Source organism: Brevundimonas sp. MYb52 (assembly GCF_002979535.1).
GTDB lineage: Bacteria > Pseudomonadota > Alphaproteobacteria > Caulobacterales > Caulobacteraceae > Brevundimonas.
The window spans coordinates 223,737-250,701 of record NZ_PCPB01000001.1 but is presented as its reverse complement, the minus strand read 5'-3'; the positions used below and the strand labels follow the sequence as shown (position 1 = coordinate 250,701).

At 67.8% G+C, this 26,965-nt stretch carries 17 protein-coding genes; 6 read left to right on the top strand and 11 right to left on the bottom strand.

Annotated elements, in window-relative coordinates:
* Window positions 1-44: 44 nt before the first annotated feature.
* From CQ039_RS01265 to CQ039_RS01245, 5 genes are read right to left on the bottom strand one after another with little or no spacing between them, the layout of a single operon-like run.
* On the bottom strand, window positions 45-740 hold the full coding sequence (locus CQ039_RS01265; protein WP_105562075.1) for a fumarylacetoacetate hydrolase family protein: 696 nt from the start codon (window positions 738-740) through the stop codon (window positions 45-47).
* A complete protein-coding gene (gene gtdA / locus CQ039_RS01260) occupies window positions 737-1,792 on the bottom strand; it encodes a gentisate 1,2-dioxygenase (RefSeq protein ID WP_105562074.1) in 1,056 nt (351 codons plus the stop codon). The genes CQ039_RS01265 and gtdA overlap by 4 nt, the downstream gene beginning before the upstream one ends.
* A 3-nt stretch (window positions 1,793-1,795) precedes the next feature.
* On the bottom strand, window positions 1,796-2,125 hold the full coding sequence (locus CQ039_RS01255) for a non-heme iron oxygenase ferredoxin subunit (RefSeq protein ID WP_105562073.1): 330 nt from the start codon (window positions 2,123-2,125) through the stop codon (window positions 1,796-1,798).
* Window positions 2,122-2,595, bottom strand: coding sequence for a nuclear transport factor 2 family protein (locus tag CQ039_RS01250; protein ID WP_105562072.1), 474 nt, complete (start codon window positions 2,593-2,595; stop codon window positions 2,122-2,124). The genes CQ039_RS01255 and CQ039_RS01250 overlap by 4 nt, the downstream gene beginning before the upstream one ends.
* 2 nt (window positions 2,596-2,597) lie before the next feature.
* Window positions 2,598-3,848, bottom strand: coding sequence for an aromatic ring-hydroxylating dioxygenase subunit alpha (locus tag CQ039_RS01245; protein ID WP_199183527.1), 1,251 nt, complete (start codon window positions 3,846-3,848; stop codon window positions 2,598-2,600).
* A 124-nt stretch (window positions 3,849-3,972) separates the two neighbouring features.
* Between CQ039_RS01245 and CQ039_RS01240 the strand changes: the two genes are divergently transcribed.
* On the top strand, window positions 3,973-5,163 hold the full coding sequence (locus CQ039_RS01240) for an NAD(P)/FAD-dependent oxidoreductase (RefSeq protein WP_105562071.1): 1,191 nt from the start codon (window positions 3,973-3,975) through the stop codon (window positions 5,161-5,163).
* A 4-nt stretch (window positions 5,164-5,167) separates the two neighbouring features.
* On the opposite strand, the gene CQ039_RS01235 is transcribed toward CQ039_RS01240, so the two are convergent.
* Window positions 5,168-5,935 (bottom strand): IclR family transcriptional regulator, encoded by a 768-nt coding sequence (locus CQ039_RS01235; RefSeq protein WP_105562070.1) that lies wholly within the window; start codon window positions 5,933-5,935, stop codon window positions 5,168-5,170.
* A gap of 159 nt (window positions 5,936-6,094) precedes the next feature.
* On the opposite strand from CQ039_RS01235, the gene CQ039_RS01230 reads away from it, so the two are divergent.
* On the top strand, window positions 6,095-6,775 hold the full coding sequence (locus tag CQ039_RS01230; RefSeq protein ID WP_105562187.1) for an SDR family NAD(P)-dependent oxidoreductase: 681 nt from the start codon (window positions 6,095-6,097) through the stop codon (window positions 6,773-6,775).
* Here the strand turns inward: CQ039_RS01230 and CQ039_RS01225 are convergent.
* A complete protein-coding gene (locus tag CQ039_RS01225) occupies window positions 6,772-7,683 on the bottom strand; it encodes a LysR family transcriptional regulator (RefSeq protein WP_105562069.1) in 912 nt (303 codons plus the stop codon). The genes CQ039_RS01230 and CQ039_RS01225 overlap by 4 nt on opposite strands.
* Before the next feature lie 104 nt (window positions 7,684-7,787).
* On the opposite strand from CQ039_RS01225, the gene CQ039_RS01220 reads away from it, so the two are divergent.
* The 4 genes from CQ039_RS01220 to CQ039_RS01205 all read left to right on the top strand — a co-directional run bounded on the left by CQ039_RS01220 (window position 7,788) and on the right by CQ039_RS01205 (window position 11,658).
* Window positions 7,788-8,978 carry an MFS transporter gene (locus tag CQ039_RS01220; protein WP_199183526.1) on the top strand — a complete coding sequence of 397 codons (1,191 nt, stop codon included), beginning with the start codon at window positions 7,788-7,790 and terminating at the stop codon, window positions 8,976-8,978.
* Window positions 8,979-9,001: 23 nt separating this feature from the next.
* On the top strand, window positions 9,002-10,084 hold the full coding sequence (locus CQ039_RS01215) for an alpha/beta hydrolase (protein ID WP_105562186.1): 1,083 nt from the start codon (window positions 9,002-9,004) through the stop codon (window positions 10,082-10,084).
* Window positions 10,085-10,155: 71 nt separating this feature from the next.
* The gene (locus CQ039_RS01210; RefSeq protein ID WP_105562185.1) at window positions 10,156-10,566 is read left to right on the top strand and encodes a cupin domain-containing protein; all 411 of its coding nucleotides are present in this window, start codon (window positions 10,156-10,158) and stop codon (window positions 10,564-10,566) included.
* A 33-nt stretch (window positions 10,567-10,599) separates the two neighbouring features.
* Window positions 10,600-11,658, top strand: a complete 1,059-nt coding sequence (locus CQ039_RS01205; RefSeq protein WP_105562067.1) for an NAD(P)-dependent alcohol dehydrogenase — start codon at window positions 10,600-10,602, stop codon at window positions 11,656-11,658.
* Between the two features lie 31 nt (window positions 11,659-11,689).
* On the opposite strand, the gene CQ039_RS01200 is transcribed toward CQ039_RS01205, so the two are convergent.
* The 4 genes from CQ039_RS01200 to CQ039_RS01185 all read right to left on the bottom strand — a co-directional run bounded on the left by CQ039_RS01200 (window position 11,690) and on the right by CQ039_RS01185 (window position 26,879).
* Window positions 11,690-12,082 carry a hypothetical protein gene (locus CQ039_RS01200; RefSeq protein WP_146112068.1) on the bottom strand — a complete coding sequence of 131 codons (393 nt, stop codon included), beginning with the start codon at window positions 12,080-12,082 and terminating at the stop codon, window positions 11,690-11,692.
* 52 nt (window positions 12,083-12,134) lie between these two features.
* The gene (locus tag CQ039_RS01195) at window positions 12,135-12,725 is read right to left on the bottom strand and encodes an OmpH family outer membrane protein (protein WP_105562065.1); all 591 of its coding nucleotides are present in this window, start codon (window positions 12,723-12,725) and stop codon (window positions 12,135-12,137) included.
* 3 nt (window positions 12,726-12,728) lie between these two features.
* Window positions 12,729-13,499 carry a SapC family protein gene (locus CQ039_RS01190; protein ID WP_105562064.1) on the bottom strand — a complete coding sequence of 257 codons (771 nt, stop codon included), beginning with the start codon at window positions 13,497-13,499 and terminating at the stop codon, window positions 12,729-12,731.
* 63 nt (window positions 13,500-13,562) lie between these two features.
* Window positions 13,563-26,879, bottom strand: coding sequence for a filamentous hemagglutinin family protein (locus CQ039_RS01185; RefSeq protein WP_105562063.1), 13,317 nt, complete (start codon window positions 26,877-26,879; stop codon window positions 13,563-13,565).
* Between the last annotated feature and the right edge of the window lie 86 nt (window positions 26,880-26,965).

Sequence of the window (26,965 nt, the reverse complement as noted above, 5' to 3'; positions counted from 1 at the left end):
TGTCGCGCGCCTCTCCCTGTGTTGATGATGCGTGTGAAAAGGGATCAGGCGGCGGGCGGGCCGACCTTGATGTTAAGCGGGGTCAGGCCGTCGATGGTCACGGTCATGGCGTCGCCAGGAACCACCGCGCCGACGCCGGCGGGGGTGCCGGTGTAGATCAGGTCGCCGGGCTGGATCTCCCACAGACCCGACAGATAGGCGACGATGTCCGCCACCGGCCAGATCAGGTCCGCCAGATCCGCCGTCTGCTTGACCTCGCCGTTGACGGTCAGCTCGATCTTGCCGTGTTCGGGATCAAAGCCCTCGCCCGCCTTGTGGATCAGGCCCAGCGGCGACGACTGCTCGACGTTCTTGCCGGTGTCCCACGGACGACCCTGGGCGCGGGCTTCCAGCTGCAGGTCGCGGCGCGTCATGTCCAGGCCGGTGGCGTAGCCCCAGACGTGGTCCAGCGCGTCCCGGGCGGCGATGTTGCGACCGCCCTTGCCGATGGCGACGACCAGCTCGGCCTCATAGTGGAAGTTCTCGGTCTTGGACGGATAGGCGATGGTCGTCCCGTCCAGCACCACCGTCTCGGCCCAGGCGGTGAAGAAGAAGGGCGGTTCACGGTCCGGGTCGCGGCCCATTTCGCGGGCGTGGGCGGCGTAGTTACGGCCGACGCAGAAGATGCGGCGGACCGGGAATTCGTCCCCGGTGTTGGTCGGGGCAAGCACGGGCGCTTGCGGTTGGAACAGCAGGCTCATGCGTTCTCTTCCTTGTAGAGGTTCAGTTTTTCCTGACAGGCCTTGTCGGAGTATCCGAACAGGACCAGTCGGCTGGCCGCCTTGAAGGCGACCGATTTCCACGACGGCACGACGACGATGTCGCGCGGCTTCAAGGCGATCGTCTCGCCCTCGATGACCGCCTCGCCCGTCCCTTCGACCACCACGAAGATGGTGCCGTCGGTCGAGCGGCGCGGTTTGGATTCAAAGCCTTGCGGCAACAGGCGGACATGGGCCGAGATGGTGGCCATGATCGGCCCGCCGTCGATCGGGTTCATGAACTCCAGGGCGTGGCCCAGATGCGGGTCGATCTCGGCGCCGCTCTCGGCCATGACATCCAGGGCCGGACGCCACTCGGCGTAGGGATAGTGGAACAGCGGCTGATGCGCCGGGCGACGATCCGCCGTGTGCCCCTTCAGCGGACGCATGTTGCGGCCGTAACGGTTCAGGCTGTCGCCGGCCGGAGCCTGTTCCGGGAACTGATCCTCCGAATAGCCCTCGGCGAAGCTGGCGTCGAAATGGCGGACGGTGGGGATGTCCAGACCGTCCAGCCAGATCATCGGCGTCTCGGTCGGGTTGCCGTGGTCATGCCACTGGCCGCCCGGCGTCAGCACCAGATCAAACGGCTGCATCACCGCCTTCTCGCCGTCCACCGAGGTATAGGCGCCCGAGCCCTCCATGACGAAGCGCAGGGCGCACTGGGCATGACGGTGGGCCGGGGCGATCTCGCCCGGCAGGATCAGTTGCAGACCGGCATAGAGACTGGGCGTGATGCCCGAATGGCCCGGCAGGCCGGGGTTTTCCAGGATCAGTACGCGGCGCTCGGCCTGCTTGGCGCTGATCAGGTCGCCCGCCCGCATCAGGTAGTCGCGGGCGTTGTCATAGGACCACTTGTGCGCCTTGGCCGGGGAATCCGGCTGGGGCAGGACCAGGGCCGACAGCTTCTCCCACAGGGGATAGAGGCCTTCCGGCTCCATCTGTTCATAAAGGGCGTTCAACTGCGACTGCTGGTCGTTGGAGAGGACCTCGTGCATGGCTCAGCCCTCCATGCCGACGTGCAGCAGGCCGTCCTGCAGCTTCACCGGGAAGCTGCGCACGGCGACCGAGCACGGGGCGTCGACCGGGGCGCCGGTCTTCACGTTGAAGGTGCCCTGATGCAGTGGGCACTCGATCAGCTCGCCGTCGAGGAAGCCGTCGGACAGGCTGGCGGCGCCGTGGGTGCACAGGTCGGCGGTGGCGAAATACTCGCCTTCCACGACATAGAGAGCGACGTTCAGGCCGTTGGCGCTGGCCTTGGCCACGCCGTGTTCTTCGAGGGCCGAGGGCGGCAAGGTCGCCACCCACGACAGGGTCGCGGCGTCGGTCATGCGGGGTACACCAGACTGTTGGGGATCATTTCGGAATCGAAGACGACGATGCGCTCGACAAAGCGCAGGCGATCGCCGTCGCGGACGATGCGGTCGTGGCAGACGGCGGACAGGATGATGTCCGACTGCTTGTCCACCAGAGTCTGCACCACCAGCAGGTTGTGGCGAATGCTGACGCCCGCCTCGTCCTGGGCTGTCACGCGCGGCGCGGTGGGGAAGCGACGGTAATAGCGCGGCGCATACATCTGGGTCCGCGTCAGGCCGGTCACCCGGTCCTTCAGCATGCCCCGGCTCTCGGCCTGCATGGTGCACAGGGTATAGCCGGCGTCGTAGTTCTCACGCGGGATCACCCGATACAGGCAGTCCTCGGTGAAGAAGTCGGGCCAGGCGTGCAGATCGACGTCGTCGAGCACGCCGTAATAGGCGTCATAGAGGTCGCGGATTTCGTCGCGGGCGATAGTCTGAGTCATGCTCACAGGCCCATGACCTTGCGCCAGTAGCGGTACATGCCGCGCACGGCGGTTTCCGTGACCTGGTGGTCGGTCGGCGCGATCTCGCGGCCGCCCATCTGCAGGATGAAATGCTCGTCCGGCGAACCGGCGGCGCCCTGCTGGGTCATTTCCAGAACCTCGCCGTCGTCAGCCGAGACGAAGCCCGCCGGGCCGAACAGGTTGGCCTGACGCGTGCGGCGCAGACGCATCTCCGGCGTGTCGTCAGCGTAGCACCAGTGGGTCCAGTGGAAGTCGAAGCCGCCCACGCCCTTGGGCACGATCTGGCGCGTGGTCAGGCTGTTGACCTGCTGTTGCAGGATCACGCTGGGGAAGATGGTGATCATCCCGACCGTTTCTTCGCCGGGGAACTCCTGCACCACGTCCATGACGCGGGGGTCTTCCAGCACCAGATCGCCCTGGAAGTTGCGGATGTCGGCCATGGCCTCGGACTTTTCCTGCTCGCCCTTGCGCGAGATCAGGATGCCGTGGCGACCTTCGTCGTCGATATCGACGGCGGACTTCTGGTCAGCGCGGAACAGGCCGAAGGTGGCGAAGAACACGTGCAGCAGACCCGCGTGATAGGGGTCCTTGATGTTCTCCTGCATCTGCTTCCAGTTGGCGGGAATGTGCTGACGGTTGTAGCCCAGCACCTCCAGCTTCCGGCCGTCATAGACGCGGGTGTAATGCTTCCAGAACTTCTCGCCGAGATACTCGCGGAAGGGCGGCGTCTCGTCCGAGAAGGTGGCCCAGACCACGCCGTTGACCACCTCGACCCGCAGCTTGTTCAGGCTGTGGTCCTTGGGATCGAAGTCCGACGGCATGCCGCCCTGGCGTTTGACGCCCCGGCGGAAGGGCACGCCCTGCAGGTCGCCGTTCAGGGCATAGGACCATTGGTGATAGGGGCAGATCAGCTCCTTGGAGTGGCCGGTGCGTGTCTGGCAGAACTTGACGCCCTTGTGGGCGCAGCGGTTCTCGACGACCGAGATCTCGTCCTCGCCCGAGCGGACCATGACGCAGGGCTTCTCGCCCAGGGTCGTCGTCTTCCAGTCGCCGACCTCGGCCAGCTCGCACTCCAGACCGACGTAGAGCCAATGCGGCCCGTACCAGATCTTCTGCAGTTCCTCGGCGTAGATCGCGGGGTCCGTATAGACCCAATAGGGCACTGCGGCGTCGACGTCGGCCGGCCATGCGCGGCTGTTTTCGCCCTCCGGCGGGCGTACGGGGATGTTCACTGAAAGCTCCCGGACAAAGAATTCGAAGCAGCGATCTCATGTCGCCGTTGACCGCATTGGTGTCGTGGTTTTTGATCTATGTCAAATGCGTTGCATGTGATGCAACGACCGATGGAGATCACAAATGGCTGAACGCATCGTCATCCTGGGCGCCGGACACGCCGGCGGCGCGACCGCTATCTCATTGCGGGATCTGGGTTTTTCGGGGTCTATTCTCGTCGTCGGGGACGAGCCGCACCCCCCCTACGAACGTCCAAGCCTGTCCAAGGACTACCTGTCGGGCGCAGAGGCCGATCCGGTCTGGCTGGCGCCCGTTGAACGCTGGGCCGAGTTGGACGTAAGCCTGAAACTGGGCGCCGAGGCCGTCGCCATCGACCGTGATGCGGGCCAGATTCGTCTGGCCGATGGATCGGTCGAGCCCTTCGACACACTGGTCCTGGCCATGGGCGGCCGCGTGCGCCGCCTGCCCCTGCCCGACCACCCGGCTGTCCGCTACCTGCGCACCGCCGACGACGCCCGCGCCATCGCGGCGGCGGCCAGACCCGGCGCCCGCGCCCTGGTGATCGGCGGCGGGGTGATCGGTCTGGAGGCCGCCTCGACCCTGCGGGGTCTGGGCCTGACCGCCACGGTGATCGAAGCCGGCGAGCGGCTGCTGGGCCGCAACGTCCCGGCGGAGGCCGCCCAGTGGCTGGCCGCCGCCCACGCCCGCATCGGCGTCGAGGTCAAGCTGGGCCGGTCATTGCAGGCGCTGGAAGACGCCGCTGACGGATCGGTCATCGCCCGGCTGGACGACGGCACGACCATAGAGGCCGACCTGATCGTCGTCGGCATCGGCATCATCCCCTCGACCGAGATGGCCGAGGCGGCGGGTCTGCCGGTGGCGGGCGGGGTTCTGGTCGGCGACGACTACCGCTCGCCCGCCGACGATCGCATCTTCGCCGTGGGCGATCTGGCCGCGCGGGTCCGCGACGGCGCCGCCGCCCGCATGGAAACCTGGGCCCACGCCCAGACCTCGGCCCGCGCCGCCGCCCTCGCCATTATGGGCCAGCCCGCCGAGGTCGAGCCGACGCCCTGGTTCTGGACCGCCCAGTGCGGCTGCAACCTGCAAATCCTCGGTGATCCGGCGGCCGGCGACATGGTCATTTCGCGCGGCGATGCGGTGCGTCTCTATCTGCGTGAAGGCACTCTGGTCGGGGCCGTTTGTCTGGATCAACCGCGCGATTTCGCCACGGCGCGCCGCCTGATGGGCAAGACCCTGATCGCGGAAACGGCCTCCGATCCGACGACCGACCTGCGCAAGGCCGTCGCCGTCTGAGCCGTCAGAGCAACGGACGCACCCCGCCCGTCGCCAGCGTGATCTGGTCGCACACTTCGATCAGGCGTTGGCGCGCCTGATCGTCGTATTCCGGCTTGAACACGTCGGTCGCCAGAACCGTGGCGGTGAAGACCGCCTCCCCCTGCAGGTCGAAGATCGGCACGGCGGTGGCCCGCAGACCGGGGATCAGGTCGCCCCGAACAGCGGAATAGCCGTCGCGCTGAACACGCGCCCGCAAGCCCTCGACATCGACCGGCTGGAACTGCGGCTGGGTTTCGCGCTCGACCATCTGGCGCGTCGCCGCCTCGGGTCGGAAGGCCAGAAACACATGCCCTGTCGCCGAACTCAGCAACGGCAGCGGCGAGCCGACCATCAGCGACGTCGAGATGGCCGGCGTGCCCATGATCCAGCGCACCACGATCGGCCCGGTGGGGCCAAGAGCGCCCATCTGCACCGTGCGCCCGGTCTCGGCGACATAGTCGGTCAGGGCGATCGCCGCCTCGCGGAAGCTGTCCATCCGCGACAGCGCCGCCAGCCCCAGACGCAGCGCGCCCGGCCCCAATTCATACCGCCCCGTCGCCGTATCCTGACGCGCCATCCCGGCGGCGATCAGACTGGCCAGATAGCGGTGCGCCTGTGACGCCGACAGATCCGACGCCTGGGCGATCGCGCCCAGCGCCGCCGCGCCGTTCTGCGCCGCCAGAACCTCCAGAACCCGCAGGCCGATGCCCACGGACTGAATGCCCTGCCTCCGCTCGCCTGCTTCGCTCATTCCGCCTCCGCCTTTATCATGGACGCCAAGGTACACGGTTTAGCCACAGCGTGACGCGTTTGGATATGACCAGCCGCGCCTCAATGATCGGCCGCCCGCAGCCTTGACCCTGGCATGACCGCGCCCGAAGCTGAGCAACTGACCAATCAAGAGGCCCCGATGAGCAAGCGAGTCACAGTGATCACCGGCGCCTCTGGCGTGCTCGGACGGGCCATTGCGGACGCCGCCCTGATGCGCGGCGACGCCGTAGCCGCCATCGATTTCGGTCCCGTAGAGCGCGCGGACGGCGACGACTGGCTGGGCCTCGGCGGAATCGACCTGACCGATCCGAACGCCGCCCTGGCCGCTATGGAGGCTGCAACCCAACGCTTCGGCCGTATCGACTGCCTGCTCAACGCCGTCGGCGGCTTCGTCTGGCAGACGACCGAAGGCCCGCTGGAAAGCTGGGATCGGATGCAGCGGATGAACCTGACGACCGTGCTGAACGCTTGTCGCGCCGCCCTGCCCCATCTGGCCAAGTCGAGCGCCGGACGCATCGTCAACGTCGGCGCTCTGGGCGCGCTTCAGGCCAGCGCAGGCATGGGCGCCTATGCCGCATCCAAGGCCGGCGTGCACAAGCTGACCGAAGCTCTGGCCGAGGAAACCAGGGCGTCGCCCCTGACCGTCAACGCCGTCCTGCCTTCCATCATCGACACCCCCGCCAACCGCGCGGACATGGCGGGCGCCGACTTCTCGACCTGGGTCCAGCCGGCCGAGCTGGCGTCTGTGATGCTGTTCCTCGCCAGTGACGCGGCCTCGGCCGTCACGGGCGCCCTGCTGCCGGTCAAGGGGCGGGTTTAGGACAGCCCCGTCTCCGCCCGTCTATGCCGCAGAGCATCCACGATGATCTGGAAGGCCAGCAGGTTCTGACGGCGGCTCGGGTAATAGAGAAAGTAGCCTTCGAACGGCGGGGACCAGTCGTCCAGCACTACCTCCAGCGCGCCCGAGGCGACAGCGGCTGACACCATGCTGTCCGGCACATAGGCGATGCCGAAGCCGCTGACCGCCGCATCGACCATGGCGTAGGAATTGTTGAAGGTCAGTTGGCCGCTGACCCGGACCCGCAGCTCCTTGCCGTCCTTTTCAAACTCCCAGGCGTAGAGCCCGCCTGAGGTTTCCTGGCGCGTGTTGATGCAGCGGTGGCGCACCAGATCCTGAGGGTGCCGCGGTCGTCCGTGCGCCGCCAGGTAGGCGGGCGAGGCCACCGCCACCAGACGCCAGTCCGGCCCGATGCGGACGGCGATCATGTCCTTTTCCACGCTCTCGCCGAGGCGGACGCCGGCGTCGTAGCCCTCCTCGACGATGTTGCGGAAGGTGTTGTCCAGCAGCAGCTCGACGCTGATGTCGGGATAGGCGGCCAGCACCGGCTTCAGCTTGGGCCAGACCACCGTGTCCAGGGCGTGATCGGACAGGGTCAGCCGGATGGAGCCGGACGGCTTGTCGCGAAACGCCGTCAGGGCGGCGATCTCGGCCTCGATCTCGGTCATGCGCGGGGCGATGGTCTGCAGCAGCCGCTCGCCCGCGACGGTGGTGGCGACGTTGCGCGTCGTCCGGGTCAGAAGACGGATGCCCATGCGGGCCTCCAACTGCTTGATGGCATGGCTGAGCGTCGACTGCGCCACGCCCAGACGCGCCGCCGCCTTGGTGAAGCTGCGCTCCTCGGCCACAGCCTGGAACCAGGTCAGTTGATTGAAGTCGGTCCGTTCCATGGCGCCTTCCCGTGGTGGAGCGTCAGATTATTCGATCCTGTCGATTAGTTCATGCCAATTGAGCCGGCTAATCGCTTTGTCTCGCCGCCGGTAGAAGGCCGGCCATGACCCAAGCCACACTCTCTGCCGATACGACCATGCGTCCCGTCGCCGCCTGGGGCGCCGTCCTGTCCATGACCCTGTGCGTGGCCCTGCTGATCTCCTCGGAGTTCATGCCGGTCAGCCTGCTGACCCCGATGGCCCACGGCCTGGGCGCCACCGAGGGCCAGACCGGACAGGCCATCTCGATCAGCGGCCTGTTCGCCATCGCCGCCAGCCTGCTGGTCACCACCTCAGCGGGGCGACTGAACCGCAAATGGGTTCTGGTCGCCATGACCGCCCTGATGCTGGTGTCCCTGGTGCTGGTCGCGGCGGCGCCCAGCTTCGCCGTGCTGATGATCGGCCGCGCCCTGCTGGGCGTCTGCGTCGGCGGCTTCTGGGCCCTGGCCACCGCCGTCATCATGCGCCTGGTTCCCGAGGCCGAGGTGCCGCGCGCCCTGGCCCTGATGTTCGGCGGCCAGGCGATCGCGGCGGCCTTCGCTGCGCCCGCCGGCAGCTACCTCGGCGGCCTGCTGGGCTGGCGCGAGGTCTTCTGGGCGCTGACGCCCATCGTGGCGCTGAACCTGATCTGGCATGTCGTCGCCCTGCCCTCCCTGCCGGCCCGTCAGCAGCAGGATTTCCGCGCCATGTTCAGCCTGCTGAAGCGGCCCTATTTCCTGACGGGTCTGATCGCCTCCATGCTGTCCTGGGGCTCGGCCTTCACCATGTTCACCTACCTGCGCCCCTTCCTTGAGCGGGTGACGGGGGTGGACGTCACCCTGCTGTCGATCCTGCTGCTGGCGCTGGGCTGCGCGGGCTTCGTCGGAACCTGGGCCTCGGGCCGCTTCGTCAGGGGCGAGGTCGCTCGTCTGCTGAAACTGCCCGCCCTGGTGATGGGCGCCTGCACCCTGGGTCTTCTGGTCCTCGGCGCCTCGCCGATCGCGACAGGCCTGATCCTGGTGCTGTGGGGTGCGATGAACACCGCCATGTCGGTGATCTGGATGACCTGGATGTCCCAGAACGCCAATGACGCGCCCGAGGCCGCCGGCAGCCTGATGGTCGCGGCCATCCAGGCCTCCATCCTGCTGGGCGCGGTGGTCGGCGGCTGGCTGCTGGACGGCTTTTCGATCCAGGCGACCTTCATCGGCAGCGCCGTCCTAGCCGGGGCCGCCGTCGTCCTGGTCGGCAACGGCCAGAAACTCCTGAAACCCCGATAACCGACACGACCGAGGAGATGATCATGACCCGCTCTGACACCCGCCATCTGGCGCGCCGCGACCTGATGAAGCTGACCGGCGTCGGCGCCGTCGCCCTGAGCGCCGGGATCACCGTCCCCGCCCAGGCCCAGCACAAGGACACCCCGACCCTGACCGACGACTGGGACAAGACCTTTCCCCAAAGCCCGAACGTCGATCACCAGAAGGTCACGTTCAGGAATCGCTATGGCCTGACCCTGGCGGGCGATCTCTATCTGCCCAAGACCCGCACGGAACGTCCCCTGGCGGCGCTGGTCGTCAGTGGGCCGTTCGGCGCGGTCAAGGAACAGGCCTCGGGCCTCTATGCCCAAACCATGGCCGAGCGCGGCTTCGCCACCCTGGCCTTCGACCCGTCCTTCACCGGCGAGAGCGGCGGCGAACCGCGCAACGTCGCCTCGCCCGACATCAACACCGAGGACTTCAGCGCGGCGGTCGACTTCCTCGGTCTGCATCCCATCGTGGACCGCGAGCGGATCGGCCTGATCGGCATCTGCGGCTGGGGCGGCATGGCCCTGAACGCCGCCGCCGTGGACAAGCGCGTCAAGGCCGTCGTCGCCGTGACCATGTATGACATGACCCGCGTCATGTCCCGGGGCTACAACGACAGCGTCACGCTGGAGCAGCGCACGCAAACGCTGGAGCAACTCAGCCGCCAGCGCTGGGAAGACTTAAAAAACGGCGCGCCGGCCTATGGCCCGGCTTCGCTTGTCCTCAAGGGCGGCGAGCCGCAGTTCATGGCGGACTACGCCGACTACTACATGACCCCGCGCGGCTATCATCCCCGCGCCGTCAACTCCGGCAATGCCTGGACGCAGACCAATGCTCTGTCCTTCATGAACATGCCGCTGCTGACCTACATCCAGGAGATCGCGCCGCGCCCGATCCTGCTGATTCACGGCGAGAAAGCCCACTCGCGCTACTTCAGCGAGACCGCCTATGCGGCGGCGGCCGAGCCCAAGGAACTGATGATCATTCCCGGCGCCAACCATGTCGACCTATACGACCGTCTGGATGTGATCCCGTTCGACCGACTGGGCGATTTCTTCGGTCAGGCATTGTCCCAATGAAGGCCCGCGCCGCCGCCCTGGCGCTCGCCGCACTCGCCCTCCCCGTTCAGGCTCAGGAAGGAGCACCGATCATGGACATCTTGCGCAAGGCCGACCAGAAAACCACCGAGGGTTCGGCTGACTACTTCACCGGCAAGGTGACGGTCACCGGCCAGTTCCAGCGCCCCGCGCCGTCCCGCGTCAGCGGCGCCCTGGTGCGGTTCGAGCCTGGCGCCCGCACGGCCTGGCACACCCATCCACTCGGCCAGACCTTGATCGTCACCGAGGGCGTGGGCTGGACCCAGGTCGAAGGCGGGCCGAAGCTGGAGTTCCATGCCGGCGACATCCTGTGGTGTCCCGCCGAGCACAGGCACTGGCACGGCGCGACCCCGCATGAGGCCATGAGCCACATCGCCATTCAGGAGAGTCTGAACGGTTCACCCGTCACCTGGATGGAACATGTGACCGAGGCGGAATACCTTGCCCCCGTCCAGGCCGACTAACTCCCGCTACCCGCGTCCCCCGAGGAAAACACCATGACCGTCAAAGCCTATGGCGCCCACGCCGCCGACAAACCGCTGGAAGCGCTCGACATCGTCCGCCGCACCCCCGGCGACCACGACGTCCAGATCGAGATCGCCTATTGCGGCGTCTGCCATTCCGACCTGCACACGGTGCGCGGCGAATGGGCCGGCACCCTCTATCCTTGCGTGCCGGGGCACGAGATCGTCGGCCGCGTCTCCGCCGTCGGCGCCCACGTCAGCCGCTTCAAGGAAGGCGATCTGGTCGGCGTCGGCTGCATGGTCGACAGTTGCCAGACCTGCGCCGCCTGCGACGAAGGGCTTGAGCAATACTGCGAGGGCACGGGCATGGTCGGCACCTACAACGGCCCCACGCCGGACGCCCCCGGCCACACCCTGGGCGGCTATTCGCAACGCATCGTCGTCAGCGACAAGTTCGTGGTGAAGGTCAGCCACCCCGAGGATCAACTGGCCGCCGTCGCCCCCCTGCTGTGCGCCGGCATCACCACCTGGTCGCCGCTGCGCCACTGGAACGCCGGGCCGGGCAAGAAGGTCGGCGTCGTCGGCATCGGGGGCCTGGGCCATATGGGGGTCAAGCTCGCCCGCGCCCTGGGCGCTGAAGTCGTGGCCTTCACCACCTCGGAAAACAAGCGTGAAGACGCCAAGGCCCTGGGCGCCCATCAGGTCGTGGTGTCGCGCAACGCCGATGAGATGAAGGCGCACCGCGGCAGCTTCGATCTGATCATCAACACGGTCGCCGCCAGCCACGATCTAGACGTCTACACCAACCTGCTGCGTCGTGACGGCGCCCTGGTTCTGGTCGGCGTGCCCGAACACAACCACCCCTCGCCGCAGTTCGCCTCGCTGATCTTCCGGCGCAAGTCCATCGCCGGCTCAATGATCGGCGGCATCGCCGAGACCCAGGAGATGCTCGACTTCTGCGCCGAGCACAACATCGTCGCCGACATCGAGATGATCCCGATCCAGCAGATCGAGGACGCCTACGCCCGCATGACCCGCAGCGACGTGAAGTATCGCTTCGTCATCGACAGCGCGAGCCTGGCGGCGGACTAAGAACTGACACGGAGTGCTTTTCAGCCCCGGCTCACGGCTCCAATTGGACGGCGAGGCGCAGGGGCTGGAGCATTCCGGGCGGTGGCGGAGCAAGCCGACGGCCTTGCACGGACGACTGCAGATCAGGGCCTAACCTATCCTTTGCGGGCGGTGCAGCCTCTACGCGCGAAACGACGCCGTCGGTGGCTATCCAGAGCTTGAGCTCCAGAGGCGGCGTCGACTGGTTCGGCGTCGCCCGCGTTTGATGCAACAAAAGGCGCAGGTTGGAGGCCGACTGACTGTCCTCCTCCAACCAGGCCGTGACGGCGCGCGTGGCCGTCTCGGCATAGGCGACCCAGGCGGCCGGAGCGGCGTCTGGCGATAGGCTTTGCACCTGGGCCTGGGCCGGCGCGGCCATCCCCAAAGCGGCCGCCAAGCCAGTCACCAGAGCGCGCCAGCCTGACATCCTGGGGCGGGAAGCGACGCCGGTCATGGCCCTATCGAGCCGGCTGGGCGGCGGCCTGAGGCAGGCGTTCGCGCTCGAAGGTGATGGTGGACAGGCGAGCGTCCAGCGCCTGAACCACCTCCGCGGTCAGGTCGTTGGCGAAGTTGCCGCCCAGGGCCGAGTTGCGGTCCAGCAGCAGGCCGCACGACTTGGCGGCATAGACCTGGGCGATGGCGGGCTGAGCTTCGTTGGCGATGCGCTCCATCGCCTTGACGCGGGTGGCCTCGACTTCCTGACTGGCGTGGGCGGCCTTCTGTTGCAGGGTCTGCCACTGGCCGGCCAGGGTCTCGGCGCGCTGGCGGCGAGCGGCGTTGTCGGGCTGGCTTTCAAGGGCGCGCAGTTCGGCCTCCAGGGGCTGGCGCTCGGTCTCGATCTCGGTCTGGGCGACGGCGGCCAGGTCCTGCAGACGGGCGCTGGCGGCCTTTCCGGCGGCGGCGTTGGCGAAGACCGCCTCACGCGACAGCAGGCAGACGCCGGGGATGACCGGGCCGCCCAGGGGTTGGGCCTGTTGCGCAGCGGCCGGCAGGGCGACGCCCGCAACAGTGGCGAGGGTCAGAGCGGCGAAGATGGAGCGGGTGGTCATGGCTCAGGCTTTCTTGGATTTGGTCGGCTTGGCAGCCGATTCGGCGGTCGTCGCCGTCTTCGCTTGCAGGCTCAACAGCGCGCCGAAACGCTCCAGCGAGGCCAGATGGAAGTGAACCAGCGCCAGCCAGCCCCTACGGTGCCAGTCCAGCACGACAGCTTCGTCAAGGTTCGCAAACCGTTCGGTGTCGACCACCTGAAAACCATCGAGGCCCAGCTTGCGGCCATCCGGCAGGGTGGCGTCGGCGCGGCGGTCGATCAGCAGGTTTTGGGCGCGCAGAGCATCGCCAAAAGCTTGCGTCGCAGCGGCCTCGCCCTGGAAGGTGTTGCAAAACGCCATGGCGTCCTGCGTCAGCTTCGTCGGCTGGTCGGCGTCGAACAGGGCTGCCCCCTCCTCGCCCGAGCGCGCCACGCGGTCCGAGGCGGCGTCGATGGCCAGGGCGAAGCCGTCGGGGTTCACCGTGGCGATGAAGCCGAACGGATAGCGGCGCACATAGGCGGGCACATAGGCCTCGTCCGTCCAGCGGCCGTCGGCGACGAACAGGTTGCGCTGTTCCAGTCCCAGGACGGCGACGGGCTGCGCGCCCTCCCCGGCCGAGAAGACGACGGGATAGCTGCGGGCGGCGGCGGCGATCTCGCTGACCACCACGGGCACGAAGGGGGTGTCGGCGGCGAAGGCGACATCGCCGTCCTTCAGACGCCAGGCGCCGTGCTGAGCGGCCGAAAGCGGCTGCGGGTCGCGATAGAAGAGTGGCAAGGCGGAGGCCTCGGACATGGGGATACTCCAGTCAAAAAAGGGGGCGTAGAGGGAGGCGCATCGGCCTCCCTCCCGCAGTCGTTACTCGCCGAAGCCGAGGAAGCGGCTGGTGATGATTGCAGGGATGTCGCCCGCCTTGGGTCGGGCGCGTTCAGCCAGGCGAGCGGCCTCGGCCACCACCGAGCTGCTGGCCGAGGAGGCCGCCGTCAGGGCGCCGGTATTGACCGCCGCCACCGCCGGAATGCCCACGGCGTCGCCCTTGACCTGGATGTTGGCGGCGTTGACCACCTGAAGCGCGGCCAGGTTGACGTCGCCGGAGACGCGGATGCCCGCCTCGCCCGCGTCGATCGTGCCCAGCGGCGCAATCAGATCCACATCGCCCGCCGGGATTTCCGGGATCGGGTTCAGGGTGGCGATGCCGGCGCCCGTGTTCTGGGTCGGCGGCGACAGGGTGACGTTGCCGTAGGCGTCATAGACGCGACGCGGCGGCTGATAGACGGCGGTCGACTTGGACCCCCGCCCGGCGTTGATGTCGCCCTCGGCCGACCACATCAGCAAATCGCCGCCGAAGGTGGTGAAGACCCGACTCTGGCCCAGCAGCACCGACTTCAGCGAATAGATGTCGATGTCGCCCGACCCCATGGACAGGACGCCCGCCGTCGAGGGCGGTGCCACGCCGCCGACGCCGACCACAGCCTGACCGCCGGCCACCAGCATCTCGATATTGCCGCCAAACAGGGTGCGCACGCCCGAACCGCCGAACATGGTCAGGTCGCCGGCATAGGAGATGGCCTGGCCCTGTTCGTCCTTCTCGGGGAAGAGGGTCGCGATGGCGTTACGGCCGCGCAGATAGCTGCCGAAACGTGGGCCGTTGGGATCGTTGTATTCGCGACCGCCGGCCTTCAGTTCGTCGAAATAGACCAGTCGGGCGAAGACGCCGCGCTGCTGACGGTCCAGACCGTTGAAGTAGGTCAGGGCCTCCTTAGCGTCAGCGGCCTCGTAGCCGAATCGGTCTTCCAGCCACTGGATCAGCTCCGCGTCATAGGTCTTGACCACCTTGCCGGCCTGTTCGGCCAGAGGGCGGCCGACCTCGGCCAGATTGGCGGGATCAAGATACAGTTGGCCAAAGGCGTCGTAGTTGGGACCGCCCGCCCCGACCCCGGTCAGGATCGAGATGCCGGCCCCGCCGTTGCGGGTCGAGGGCGACAGGTCGAACAGCGGGCCGACGCTGGTGAAGCGACCGTTGTCCGCCTGATAGATGTTGCGCCCCGCCTCGACGACCAGATTGCCCGGACCGGCCACGGTCATGTTGCCGTAGATGATGTCCCGGCCCGCCGAGATCAGCGAGATGTCGGCGGGATCATTGTGCACCACCAGACCGCCCTGGTTGAAGACGCCGAACAGCCAGGTCGTGCTACGGCACTCCGCGGGACCGCCGATCGGGCAGCCCAGGCTTGTGCCCGTGCCGAGGTTGACGATGTCGCGCGACGCCCGCAGGTCCAGGCCCCCCGAACTCACGTAGAGCTGCGACTGCTCTTCGTAGGTCATGAAGCCGAAGCTGACATTGCTGATGTCGCCATCCGCCGCATAGAAGAGCGCGGGCGACTTGCGCCCCTTGATCAGGGTGCCGGTGGCCGTGTCCTTCTGGAAGGCCGTCAGGCCGCCGATGCTCGTCACATTGCCTTGAACAGGCCGGACCGCATTCGGCGCCGCGCCCAGGTTGTTGCGCCATTCGGTCGCCCACACCGGACGGAAGGGGTTGGGCAGCAGGTCCAGGGTATTGGCCATGCCCGACAGGGCGATCGGTCGGCTGGCGGCGAACGGGCCCGAGTTGTCCGTCGAGCGGAAGCCCCCGCCCAGGATCGACACCCCGGCCAGGAACTCGACCTGCCCCAGCGACGACGGCGCCAGTTCCAGCGGCAGGATGCCCGCACTGCAGCTGTAGTCGTCGCATCGACCGGAGTTCCAGTAGATGTTGCCTTGAGCCGCCGTGACCCGAAGGATCGGCGGATACCAGTAGCGGCCTTCACGGCCCCCGGCGTCGCCGGTTCCCCCCGTGATCGGCGTCACATCGCCGCCAGCGCTGAACAGGTCAATGCTGGTGTCGTCACGCCACAGCGAGAAGCTGGTCTGCATGATCAGGCCGTCGGGCCGGACGAACTGACCCAGGGCGTTCACATAGCCCACCGACACCCCGGCGATTGACGTCGGGGTCGATCCCGGATCGCCCACACCAGCCAGGATCAGGTCGCCACGCGCATCAATGCTGGCGCTGCCGTCCCCGATGACCAGGGTGATGCCGCCAAAGGCGTCCTGGAACGGCGTCCGCAGCGGATCGAAACGACGCGGGTCCAGTTCATCGCGGCCGCCGCTATAGGCCGTATTGCCGACACCCCCAGCGAGGATGGTCGTGTCGCCGCGCAGATTGACGATGCCGCCGCCCGCCAGGGTCGATGGAGTCGCCGCGCCAGCGCCAGCGTTCAGCTTGCCGCCCAGACGGATGTCGATGTCGCCGCCGCCCGTCTGGATCAGCGTGCCGTCCACGACGATGCCGGCGTTGCGGATGACCGAGGTCACGCGTCCAGTGCCGCCGACGGCGAAGTTCAGCGCCGTGCTGGCGATCCGCCCCAGGTTGCTGTCGGGATAGTTGGTCTCGGTCAGAGCCCAGCTTTCATGCACCCCGGCGTCACCGCCCGCCCGGACGATCAGATTGCCGCCGCCCAGGGTGCCGATGCCCATGAAGCCTTCCAGCATCGGTCCGTTGAAGTTGACGCTGTCGTTGAAGCTGGTGGCGTTGTTGGGGACATAGCCGCCGAAGTTGATCCACCAGGCGGTGGGCACGTCCTGCCCCAGTTGGGCCGACAGGCCGTCGGTGACGCCATAGCCGCCCTGACGCCACAGCCAGTTGCCGACCGAACCGCTGCCGACCCGTTGGAAGCCCGCGTCACGATCCGTGGCGTAGCCGGTCAGCCGTCCCTGAACCGCCAGGGTCAGGTCGCCGCCGTGCTCGGGATACCAGGCCTGATAGTCCTGGATCGAGGCGGCATAGCCGTCAAAGTTGGCGCCGATCCACGGATTGGCCAGGTGACTGGCCCCCGCCAGCACGGCGCGCGGCTGGTTGTAGACGTTGTGGCCGTCCAGCGTCTGCCCGCCGATCTCGGCCGAGGGCGTGCCCGCCGTATAGACGCCGTAGAGCGACATCTGCTCGTAGTCGCCGCCCGCCAGCAGATCCAGCGAGCCCACGCCGGTGCGGATGACGCTGAAGTTCTGCATCAGTTTCAGGCCGTTCAGCCAGATGCTGGAGAAGCCGTCCGCCATCGTGGCCTGCGGGTTGACGTAGTGACGGTCCGACAGGGTCAGATCGCCCGAATGGCCCACGCTGGCCAGATCGGTCGCCGCCCGCAGGGTGCGCCCGTCCGCTGAGGCGATGTCCGCCCCGGCGACAAACCGCATCGACCACGACTGCGAGCCCGCCGCCAGCATGGGCGCCACGGCCCAGATACGACCCTGCGTGCCGTCGGCCTGAACCGGACGGGTATTGTGCAGCATCTGACCCAGCGGCTGCAGGTTGACCCCCGCTGGCACAGTCGTGCCCGCCGCCAGGGTGATGGTGCGATTGAGCGCCACATCGCCCTCGAACACATTGATCGGGGTCCCGGCGGGAATCCGCGTCGCCAGAATGCCGAAGCTGTCGCCCACGGCGGTCGGGATGATCGTCCCTGCCCCATAGTAGGCGCCGGGCTCGATGTAGCTGGTCACCGTGGCCCCTGCCGCATAGAGCGGGGTCGCGCCAGCCTCGAAGGCGGCACGGCTGGCCCAGATCGGCGCCGCCGCCGTCCAGCCTGTGGCGAAGATATAGTCGTATTCGCTGCTGGCGAAGCCGAACGGAATGGCGGTTCCCGCATAGACCCGGCTGTTGTCGCGAACTTCGATCTCGAAACCGAGGATCAGAGCGGAATCGCGTCCGCCGACGAAGGTGGTGACGCCCGTCGCGGTGGGATCGCCCCGCATGGTGTAGGGCGCGTCCAGCACAACCGGATCACGCATCAGGCCGAACAGGCCGGCGATGGCGATACTGGTGTTGCGCGGCAGGATGTCCCCGGCCTGAAGCTGCGTGGCCTCCGACAGTTTCAGCAGGGCCGGCAGGGGCGTGTCCTTGGGCCAGGTCGTCGCCTGCAAGGCGACGGGCATCGGGAACATGGCGCCCTTCTCCAGTCGCGCGTCCGCTGGAATGATCATGCCGGCTTCCAGGATGGTCCCGCGCGCGATGACGCCGCCATCCGGCAGATGGATGGTCGAGGTCGTCACCCAGTCCTGAGGCAGGGTCACAGCCTGGGCCAGTCGCGTCTCGGCGCCGATCAGGGTGTTGCCCATGACCGTGAAGCCGTCGACCGGTGCGTCGAAGGTCAGCTTGACGCCGCGCGGGAAGCTGGCGCCGGCGGCCAGCTTGACCGGGGCAGCCAGCTGATGATCCGCCGGCCAGGCGCCGACGCCGCCCGCCTCGGCCGTGCCGTAAAGCACCCAGCCATTATCGTCAGGCGTGCGGGCCGGCACGCCAAAGCCATCGGTGATGCTGCCGTAGATGCTGAGGTCGTCAGCAGCCCGAACCAGCAGGACGCCCGCCTCGCCCGAGCCATAGACGCCCGTCATCTGGGTGTCGGCGTTCAGGCTGGCGTAGCGATAGCCGGCCAGGTTCAGGTCGCCCGACACGCTCAAGCTCTGGCCCGGCGCACTGGTCAGTTCCACGCCCGGACGCAGGTGGAAGGCGTCCTGATAGGCGCGCAGCCCGGCCAGACGCCCCAGCAAGGCCTGGTTGACGATGGCGGCGTTGATGAAGGCCGTGCTGTCCAGATGGATGTCGTCCATCAGGGCCTGATTGATCACCCCGCCCGCCGGTTGGTAGGTGCGGAAGCCGTTGACCGACAAGCTGTCCGCACCCTTGATCGTCAGGGTCCCGCCCGCCTGAATGGCGATGTCGTTGACGCCCAGACGCGGCGCATTCAACTCGACCCGCCCGCGATTGACGCCGTCCGGCGACGACAGGTCGAGCGTAGCGCCCGAGGCCAGGGTCAGGGTTCCTGCCTTGGTCCCCAGTTCGATGCTGGCGCGGTTGGACGCCTCAATCGGCGCGCCGTAGCCGTCGACCACCAGGGTGTCGGCGCTGGCGTCCAGCACCGCCGTCGAGGCCAGGGTCAGGTCGTCGCGGGCCGACAGTCGGATCGTGCCGGGGCGCGCGCCGCTGGCGTCGATACGGCCGTTGACGATCAGGTCGCCGCCGTCCGCCGCGATGGTTACCTGGCGCGCCTTGACCTCGTCGCCGATGACCAGATCGCCGGTCTTGATGACGAAGCTGCGGCTCTCGGTGACGCCGCTCTCGGTCAGGCGCTCGTTCAGATCCTTGAAGTCGCTGACCACATTGGCGCGAATGTCGATGGAGCCGTTGCGCAGCGAGGCGTCGGGCGCCTTGTCGCCATTGCGGGCATGGGCCTCGATGGCGCCGTCCAGGATCGCCGCGCCGTTCAGCGCCGTGACCTTCAGCGTGCCGGCGTGGTTGTAGTCGGCGCTGAGGTCGATCTCGGAACCCGCCGACGTGATGACGTCGCCCTTGGCGCTTTCCAGTTCGACGTCGCCGCCCCAACTGTAGCGGGTCTCATCGAAGAAGTCGGTGGCCTTGCCCGCCATGTCGAGGCGCGCATTCTCGCCCAGGACGATGTCCCCCTCGGTCGCCGTCAGGACCAGTCGGCCGCTGGGCAGGGCGATAGTGGTGTCCGCCGTAATGCTGGCGGCGGTCATCTTGATCTCGGCGCCCAGTTGCGGCTTGGCGGTCGGGGATGCCGTCGCGCCCGCCGGGGCGGTCAGATTGATGGCCCCGCCCGCCTTGTAGTGCAGGCTGGACCCGGCCTGGCCCGTCAGCAGCGGCGTGGTCAGGTTCAGCGTGCCGCCCTGCCCCGCCTGACCATAGACGGCCTGCGACTGATAGACGGCCAGCTCGCCCTTGTGGTTGGCCTCGATGCGTTCCGACGCCGTCAGATTGACGGTGCTGAAGCCCAGAGCCAGACGGTTCAGCGGCAGGTTGGCGCTGATCGCCAGCCCGTCCTGGTAGCCCAGGACGATGCGATCGGCGATCAGGTTCAGCGTCCCTAGCCCCTCGCCCGGACCGCCGTGGATCGGCGCGCCCGGCAGACCGGTGATGATGGTCGGGCTCCACTGGTCGCCCTGGGTCCCCAGAACCCCGTTCCAGACCAGGGTTCCGGTCGTGATCTGGGCCACATCGCCCGCGCCGCCTGCGCCGTAGAGCGCCGGGGTGTTCAGCACCAGTTGCAGCTTTGAAACGCCGGTCGCGGCATCGCGGGTGTCCAGGCTGACGGAACCGTAGAAGTTGACCGACTGGCTGGCCGACAGGATCAACCGCTCCAGCTTGGGCGCGCCCGTGCTCTGGTCGCCCGCCATCAGGCGGTCCAGCACCGACTGGTTCAGCGCGATGCCCGAGGGCAGGACGCCGTCCGTCGCGGCCTGTCCCAAGGCCTCGCTCGTGCCAATGTTCACCGCTCCTGAGGCGAAGGCCAGGTAGCGCGCGCCATAGTTGACGTTCTCGCCCAGGCTGACCGCGCCCGGCGTGACGAAGCTGAGCGTCCCGTCCGAATAGAGAGAAGCGCCGTCCTCGACCGTGATGACGCCGGTGCTGCCGGTCGTGGTGTTGCTGCTGGTGAACTCCAGCAGACCGTTCGACACGGCCAGCAGGTTCACGTTGTTGGCCAGCAGGGTGTAGCCCATGGTCGAGTCAAAGGCGGGCGCGCCCTTGCCCAGGGTGGTGATCCGCGCGCCGCTCTCAACCAGAACATCAGCGTTCCGGTCCGCGATCAGCAGCACCTGCGGCCCTTCCAGAACCGCACCCTCACGCACGGCGATGCCGCCAAAGCCCATGTAGCTGAAGTTGGCCTGGTTGGGCATGCCGGCGCCGACCTGGACTTGAATGCTGGTCGACAGGCTGGTCGAAACCCGGTGGGCCACGCCGCCCAGGGTCATGATCCGCGCGCCGACGGCGTTCAGATCGGAGGCATAGAGCGACAACGACTTGTCAGAGCCCGTCGCGCCGTCGGCCAGAATCTCGAGCGTATAGTCCTGGCTGCCGTAGTAGGCGCCAGCCACGACCGCCAGCGCGCCGCCCAGCCCGCCTTCAGCGGCGTCGAACCGCCCCTCGCCCTTGAAGGAGAAGGCCGGCCGATCGCTGCCTGCCTTGGGCGGCGTCAAGGCCAGGATGAAGGTCTTTCCGTCCTCGGGCAGGATCGGCAGCGGGTTGTCGAACTGGGCCGACGACGGCGCCTTGACCAGGAATTCGCCGAAGCTGGTCTCGTTGTACTGGGAATAGGAGCGGACCACCTTGGCCGGGGTCAGGATGGCCTCCACCTTCAAGGCGCCGCGGGCGTCCGTATTGGCGACAGCCGTGGTCACGCCCAGATGGGTCGAACCGTCCGCCAGTGACGTCAGTCGACCGGACCCGGCCGGCATATTGGCGCCCAACTCGACCCGGAAGGCGCCGGCCATCAGCGCATACTCAGCGGGCAGCAGGGTATAAACGCCCGCCGCAAGTCCCTCGACGCCGGCCGGAATGACGATCTGCTGGCCGATGCCCGGCTGGGCATGGCCGTCGATGGTCGTCGGCGCGACCGCAGCGCCATAGGACGGCACGATGGCGTAGACCTTGTTATCGGCGTGGCTCAGACCCGCGAACGCCGGGTTCACATTGGCCAGGGCCGTCTTCAGGACATCGACCGAACCGCCGCGACCGGGAATGAAGCCCGCGCCGGACGGCGTGCCGCCCCCCGACAGGTCCAGCACCGAGCCCTCGTCGGCCCGCAGCGACCCCACCACCACGACGCCCTGGCTCGCCAGCGTGCCCTTCAGGTCGGCGCCGTTCAGACGCCAGATCAGGCCGTCGATCGTGCCGCCATAGGGGATGACCAGATCCTTGGCGCTGACCGAGGTCAGGCTGCCCGGCAACAGGTTCACCTCTGAGGTCGTGACCGACACGCCGGTCCAGTAGGTCTGACCCGGCTGCACCTGATCAATGCCGGGGACGTATTTGTCGCCGCCGACGCCCAGGGTGATCAGGCCCAGAGGCGCGCGCAGAACCCCGCCCTGGTTGATGATGTCGGCGCCCACGGCCAGCGAGCCATAGAGCGATAGCGGCGCGGCGGGCGTCGCGCCCTCCAGCTTGTGGAAGCTGACCGTGCCGCCTGGCACCAGGGAGCTGTAGATATTGGTGGTGCCCGGGAAGCTGTAGCTGTAGCGGCCAGCATAGATGCCGGCGTTCACACCCGTCATCGGATAGATTTGCGCGGCGGTCAGCGCGATGTTGCTCATCGCATTGACGTCGCCCCCGGTCATACGGATGTCGCTGCGGCTGACCACGTCGATCTGACGGTGCGCGGCGTAATCATATTCAAGCTGGCGACCGCCCGAGAGGCCGATCGAGCCGTTGATGCCGAAACGGGCGCTGCCCATGTCGACCAGGCCGCCGGTGATGGTCAGCCGGCCCTCGCCAATCGCGGGCATCTTGAACAGGGCTGCGCGGCCGTCTTCGCTGCGCACCAGATTGTTGCCGTTCATCGCCCCGGCCGAGACCAGGCGGACGTAGGCGGCGCTGAGGCTGCTATCCAGGTCCGCGCTATCGCCCATCGCGCCGATGGTGCCCGCCAGGCTCAGGTTTCGCGTCAGGTTGAGATTGACCGCCCCGTCCAGCAGGACGACGTCCGACGAGTCCAGCGTCAGGCTGCCGAAGCCGCCCGCCGTGATCTGATCCACCCCAATGCGGGCCTGACCGACCAGATCGGCCATGCCCTCATTGGCGGCCAGGGCGTCGGCGGCCAGTTGGCCGGGCGTCCAGCAGCCGGTGATGCAGTCGCCGTATTGCAGGTTCGCCGTCAGACCGCTGTCCTGCTCCTGGCCCAGGATGATGCTGCGCAGACGGCGCATGTAGTCGGGCATGTCGCGCGCGCCGAGGCCCATCTGCGCCACATAGGGAGTGGTCAGCTTGATCGACAACAGGCCGCCGGAAGCGCCCGCGCCGCCCGCATTGGCCCGCATGTCGCCGTCCAGGAAGATCCCGTATTGCGACTGGAAGCGGATCGCGCCGCCGTCGGTGGCGATGGTCAGGGCCTGCTTCTCGCCCGTCAGGGTCGAAGTCAGGTAGTCGACCTCGGTCGCGGCGCCCGAGGCGTCCAGCACGGCGCCGGGACGCACCACGACATAGGCCGCTCTCTGGCCGCCGATGGTGATGTCGCCGCCCTTCGAGACATGGCCGTAGCGCGCGCCGTCCGCGCCGACGACGCTGACCCCACGCCCCGAAACGTCGATGACGCTCTTCTCGCCCAGCCACAGGGCCAAGGTCGGATCATAGACGATGACGGGCGGCTGGTAGTCGCGCCGCTCGTTTTCCTCGCGCCCCGCAAGCAGGGTCACCTTGCCGCCGCGCGCCTCGATGCGGCCGTCGATCCTCATGCCCTCCATCGCGGTCAGGCTGACCGACTGGCCGTCATCAACGCGGATGCTGGCGCCCTCGGCCAGGACCAGTTCGCCGACCGGACGGGGGTCAGTCACGGGGTTGCCGTAGCCGGTGCTCCAGTTGCGCTCGCTGAGACCGTGGGCCGTCAGGCTGAGGCTGGCGCCCTGACGCTGGACGAACCGACCGTTGGCGGCGTCCTCGCGCAGCATGTCCGGCGTCCACAGTTCCAGGGCGTCCTGCGGCGCGGCGCCGCTGGCGACGTTGACGCTGTCCGCCGTAAAGCGGCGCACCGGAGCCTTGACGTCCAGTTGCCCGCCGACGTGCAGATCGCCGCCCGCACGAATGTCGTAGCGCGAGAAGCCGGTCTGGAAGAGCTCGGCTTCCAGATGCAGCGGCTTGGCGACCTTGACGGCGGTCTCGAACACCGTGCCGGCGGTAATCGTGCGCCCGACAGGCAGGGTCAGGTCGGCCTGAAGGATCTCGCCCTTGGCATAGGTGTAGGCGACCGGCGGAATGCTGATGCCGTTCGGCCAGACTTCAACCGGGACGATGAAGCCGGCCTCCACCTGGCCATAGCCGAACTCAAGATAGGTTCCCGCAGGCAAGACCGAGCCGCCATAGTAGACGTTGTAGTCGGCGTCATAGACCTCCAGCCCGTCCGGCACCGTCCAGTCGCTGGTCAGGGTGACAGCGTTGAATTCGACATAGGTGGCGCCCGGCAGCGGTTGTCCCGCCGCGATCTTGTCCACTGTGTAGCTGTAGTCGAACGGCAGGGCGTCGCCCGCCTTCAGCACCAGCTCTTCCAGCAGTTGCAGGTCCATCGGTGCGGCTTCGCCCGCCGCCAGTTCATCGCCGCCGCCCAGCACGGCCTGGCCAATGGTGATCGGGCGACCGGCGGCCGAGACCGTCAGCGTGCCGCCGGCATTCTCGCCCGAGCCATAGGCGCGAATGGCGCCGCCCAGCGTCAGTTGCCCCATGACCGTGCGCGGCTCCGCGCCGATCGCCAGACCGACCGAGCCGCCCTTGGCGCCGACCGTCTTGCCGTCCAGCAGGATGGCGGCCCCGGCCGAGACGTCGATCAGGCTGTCCTTCGACAGGGTCAGGTCCCCCTGACGGCTTTCCAGCATGACGGAGCCGCCGGTCAGATGGGCCAGGTCGCGGGCGTCGCCGCCCGTCTTCAGGTTCACCCACAGGCCGCTGGCGTCCAGAGTCACGCCCTGCCCCACCGTCAGGTCGGTGATCGTCGCACAGCCGGTTCCGCACGCCGGAATGGCCGCCAGCGAGATCGAACCGCTGCGGGCGGTGATGTCGGCGTCGACCGCAATGGTCTCGGCGCGCACGGCGATATCGCCGCCGGGGCTGACCGTCAGGTCGCCCTCAACCTTGACCGCGCCGGCCGTGATGCGCAGCGAGCCCAGACCGGCGTCGCTCAGGGCGTCTGCCGACAGCAGGACGGTGTTCAACAGGTTCGGCGCCAGCGCGGCGCCGCTCTCGACCCCGACCGAGCCGCCGCCCGCGCCCAGGATCACGGTGTTGGCGAACGGAACCTCCTGCGCCGTCTGCGGCACATAGGTCTGATGCAGCTTGGCGCCGATGTAGAGCCCGCCCGCCAGCGGCGTGACGTTCTGCGGCAGGTCATAGCCATCCAGACGCTCGGGGAAGGCGCCCGAGGTCAAGCCGTCCTTGATTACGGGCGGCACCGTGGGCCGTTCGCCCGTCTGACGCTCTCCGACCACCACGTCGGCGACGATCTGGCCGTCGAACAGCACCGTGGGCGCCGACAGCGACAGCACGCCCGCGTCGCGTCCGACCGTATAGCCAGCCTCCCAGCGCACGCTGCGCGCCGAGCTGAACAGGGGCTGGGCATAGACCTCCTGGAAGGCCTCGCCCCAGCGATCGTGATTGACGATGAAGGCATTGCCGACCGCGAGCATCTTCACGCCGACGGGGGCCTTGCCCAGGTCATAGAGCTTGCCGTCCGAGCCCAGCATCCGCGTCGACTGGATGTAGCCGGCCGCATAGTCGATCGACCCGCCCGAGATGTCGAACACCGCCCCCTTGTGGACCACGATCTCATTGCTGGAGACGGCGATGGTGCCGCCCTGGGCGGCCCATTCGCCAATACCGTGGGCGGTATTGCCCAGATGACCGCCAACCTCGATCAGGCCGCCCGGCGTGTAATAACGGTCGCCTTCATGCCCGCCCGTGCCGCTGGGCATCAGGATCAGATCGCGAATATCAATCCAGACGTCGTTGTTCTTGAGCCCCTCACCTTCGCGGTTCAGCGGCGAGTCGCGCAGCTCGAACGGCTGGATGTTCACCTTCAGATTGTTCGAGGCCATGTCCATGGCCACGTCGCGCACGCCCGAGACGTTCAACTCGGCGCCGTCCTGAACCGTGGTGCGCGTCATCGCCGTAACGGCGATCTGACCGCCCTGGGCAATGGTCTGAGAGTTGGTCTGGAACTCCGCGGTTCCGCCGGTGGCGATCTCGACGCGCGACATGTCCTTCCGGTCGGGCAGCATGTAGCTGAGCCGGTTGATGCCCTGGTTGTTCAGCAGATTAGGGACGCCCGGCGCCTTGGCGGACTCGGCCAGAAGGGCGTCGCGCTGGGCGTTGGTCGCCGTGGCGTCGCTGTCCAGTTCCGGCAGGATCAAGGTCAGGCTGTCGCCGGTCAGGGTGACGCTGGACTGGGCGTCGCTAAGGTCCGTCAACAGGTGGATGGTGCCACGCGTGTTGACCGAGGTGGTGGCGATAGCGACGCCGTCCTGAACCACATGACGCCCGGCCAGGGTGATGTCGCCCTCGGCCGCCTGAACCACGCCGCTGTTGATCACGCGGCCGGCGGTGCTGCCGGTGTTCAGCGTGACCGCGACCTCGTGCCCCCGCGTCGTCGAGGCCTGGTTGACGGCGGTGCCATAGCCCGGTCGCAGGATGAAGTTGTCGCCCGCCGCCAACAGGGTCTGGCCCCGCGTCGTGACGATGGAGCCGGCGTTCTCGACCTCGTTCCCCATCAGGACCACGAAGCCCCCGCCCTCGACGACCGTGGCCGGCTTGGTCGTGTTGATCTGCGCGCCGGCCTCGACCTTCACCGCGCCGCCGGCGTTGGTGAAGGACGGCATCAGGATCGGCGGCTCCCACCAGTTGGGGCTGGGCGTCTCGGTCGCGTAGATGCCGCGCTCAAGGAACTGGATGTCCGAGATGTTCGCCGTAGCGGCGATCAGGTTGCGGACGTTGACCTGCGAGGCGCCGCCGAAAATGACGCCGTTGCGGTTGATGATATAGACCGAGCCGTCGGCCTTGATACTGCCCAGGATCTTGGTCGGATCGGCGCTGGCGTCGGTGACGCGGTTCAGCGCGACCCAGTTGGAATTGCCCTTCTGGTTGAAGACCAGATCCGTCTCGCGCCCGACATTGAAGCTGTCCCAGGTCAGGATGGCCTTTTGCTCGGTCTGGCCGACGGTGACTGTGGTGCGGCCGTCCGTTCCGGTTGTCTGTGTCGGACCATTGGCGCCGACCCACAGGCTGGGGTCCAAGGTCACGCCCTCGGCGACCTGAAGCCCGCCCTGCCCCAAGCCGTTGGGGATGTTGCTCTGGGCCGCCAGGGCGGCGGCGCGGGCGGCGGCCTGGGCATCGGTCATCGCCTGACGCGTGGCGGCGGCGCGAGCGAACGAAGCGATCGCGCGCTGGCTGGCGCTGCTGGCCTGGGTCGCGCGACCGACCTCGGCCTGGATGGCCTGCGTCACGGCGGCGGTCGGATTGGCGCCCGCCCCGCCCCGGCTGCCGAAGCCGCCCCGGTTCTGGGCCTCGGCCGCGCCGGCGACGATCAGGGAGCCGAGCGAGGCGCCGACCAGCAGGCGGCGGCGCAGCGAACGCGAATCGAGACGGATCATCGGGCGATCTCCAGAGGAGCAGAGGCCGCGCACGCGGCCGTCTGGCGAAGGGGGAAGCAGATCGGGCGCGACGCGCCGACGATCTG

Coding starts and splice junctions, on each gene's coding strand:
- CQ039_RS01265 (WP_105562075.1), bottom strand. CDS start 740: ATGAGCCTGCTGTTCCAACCGCAAGCGCCCGTGCTTGCCCCGACCAAC.
- gtdA (WP_105562074.1), bottom strand. CDS start 1,792: ATGCACGAGGTCCTCTCCAACGACCAGCAGTCGCAGTTGAACGCCCTT.
- CQ039_RS01255 (WP_105562073.1), bottom strand. CDS start 2,125: ATGACCGACGCCGCGACCCTGTCGTGGGTGGCGACCTTGCCGCCCTCG.
- CQ039_RS01250 (WP_105562072.1), bottom strand. CDS start 2,595: ATGACTCAGACTATCGCCCGCGACGAAATCCGCGACCTCTATGACGCC.
- CQ039_RS01240 (WP_105562071.1), top strand. CDS start 3,973: ATGGCTGAACGCATCGTCATCCTGGGCGCCGGACACGCCGGCGGCGCG.
- CQ039_RS01235 (WP_105562070.1), bottom strand. CDS start 5,935: ATGAGCGAAGCAGGCGAGCGGAGGCAGGGCATTCAGTCCGTGGGCATC.
- CQ039_RS01230 (WP_105562187.1), top strand. CDS start 6,095: ATGAGCAAGCGAGTCACAGTGATCACCGGCGCCTCTGGCGTGCTCGGA.
- CQ039_RS01225 (WP_105562069.1), bottom strand. CDS start 7,683: ATGGAACGGACCGACTTCAATCAACTGACCTGGTTCCAGGCTGTGGCC.
- CQ039_RS01220 (WP_199183526.1), top strand. CDS start 7,788: ATGACCCAAGCCACACTCTCTGCCGATACGACCATGCGTCCCGTCGCC.
- CQ039_RS01215 (WP_105562186.1), top strand. CDS start 9,002: ATGACCCGCTCTGACACCCGCCATCTGGCGCGCCGCGACCTGATGAAG.
- CQ039_RS01210 (WP_105562185.1), top strand. CDS start 10,156: ATGGACATCTTGCGCAAGGCCGACCAGAAAACCACCGAGGGTTCGGCT.
- CQ039_RS01205 (WP_105562067.1), top strand. CDS start 10,600: ATGACCGTCAAAGCCTATGGCGCCCACGCCGCCGACAAACCGCTGGAA.
- CQ039_RS01195 (WP_105562065.1), bottom strand. CDS start 12,725: ATGACCACCCGCTCCATCTTCGCCGCTCTGACCCTCGCCACTGTTGCG.
- CQ039_RS01190 (WP_105562064.1), bottom strand. CDS start 13,499: ATGTCCGAGGCCTCCGCCTTGCCACTCTTCTATCGCGACCCGCAGCCG.
- CQ039_RS01185 (WP_105562063.1), bottom strand. CDS start 26,879: ATGATCCGTCTCGATTCGCGTTCGCTGCGCCGCCGCCTGCTGGTCGGC.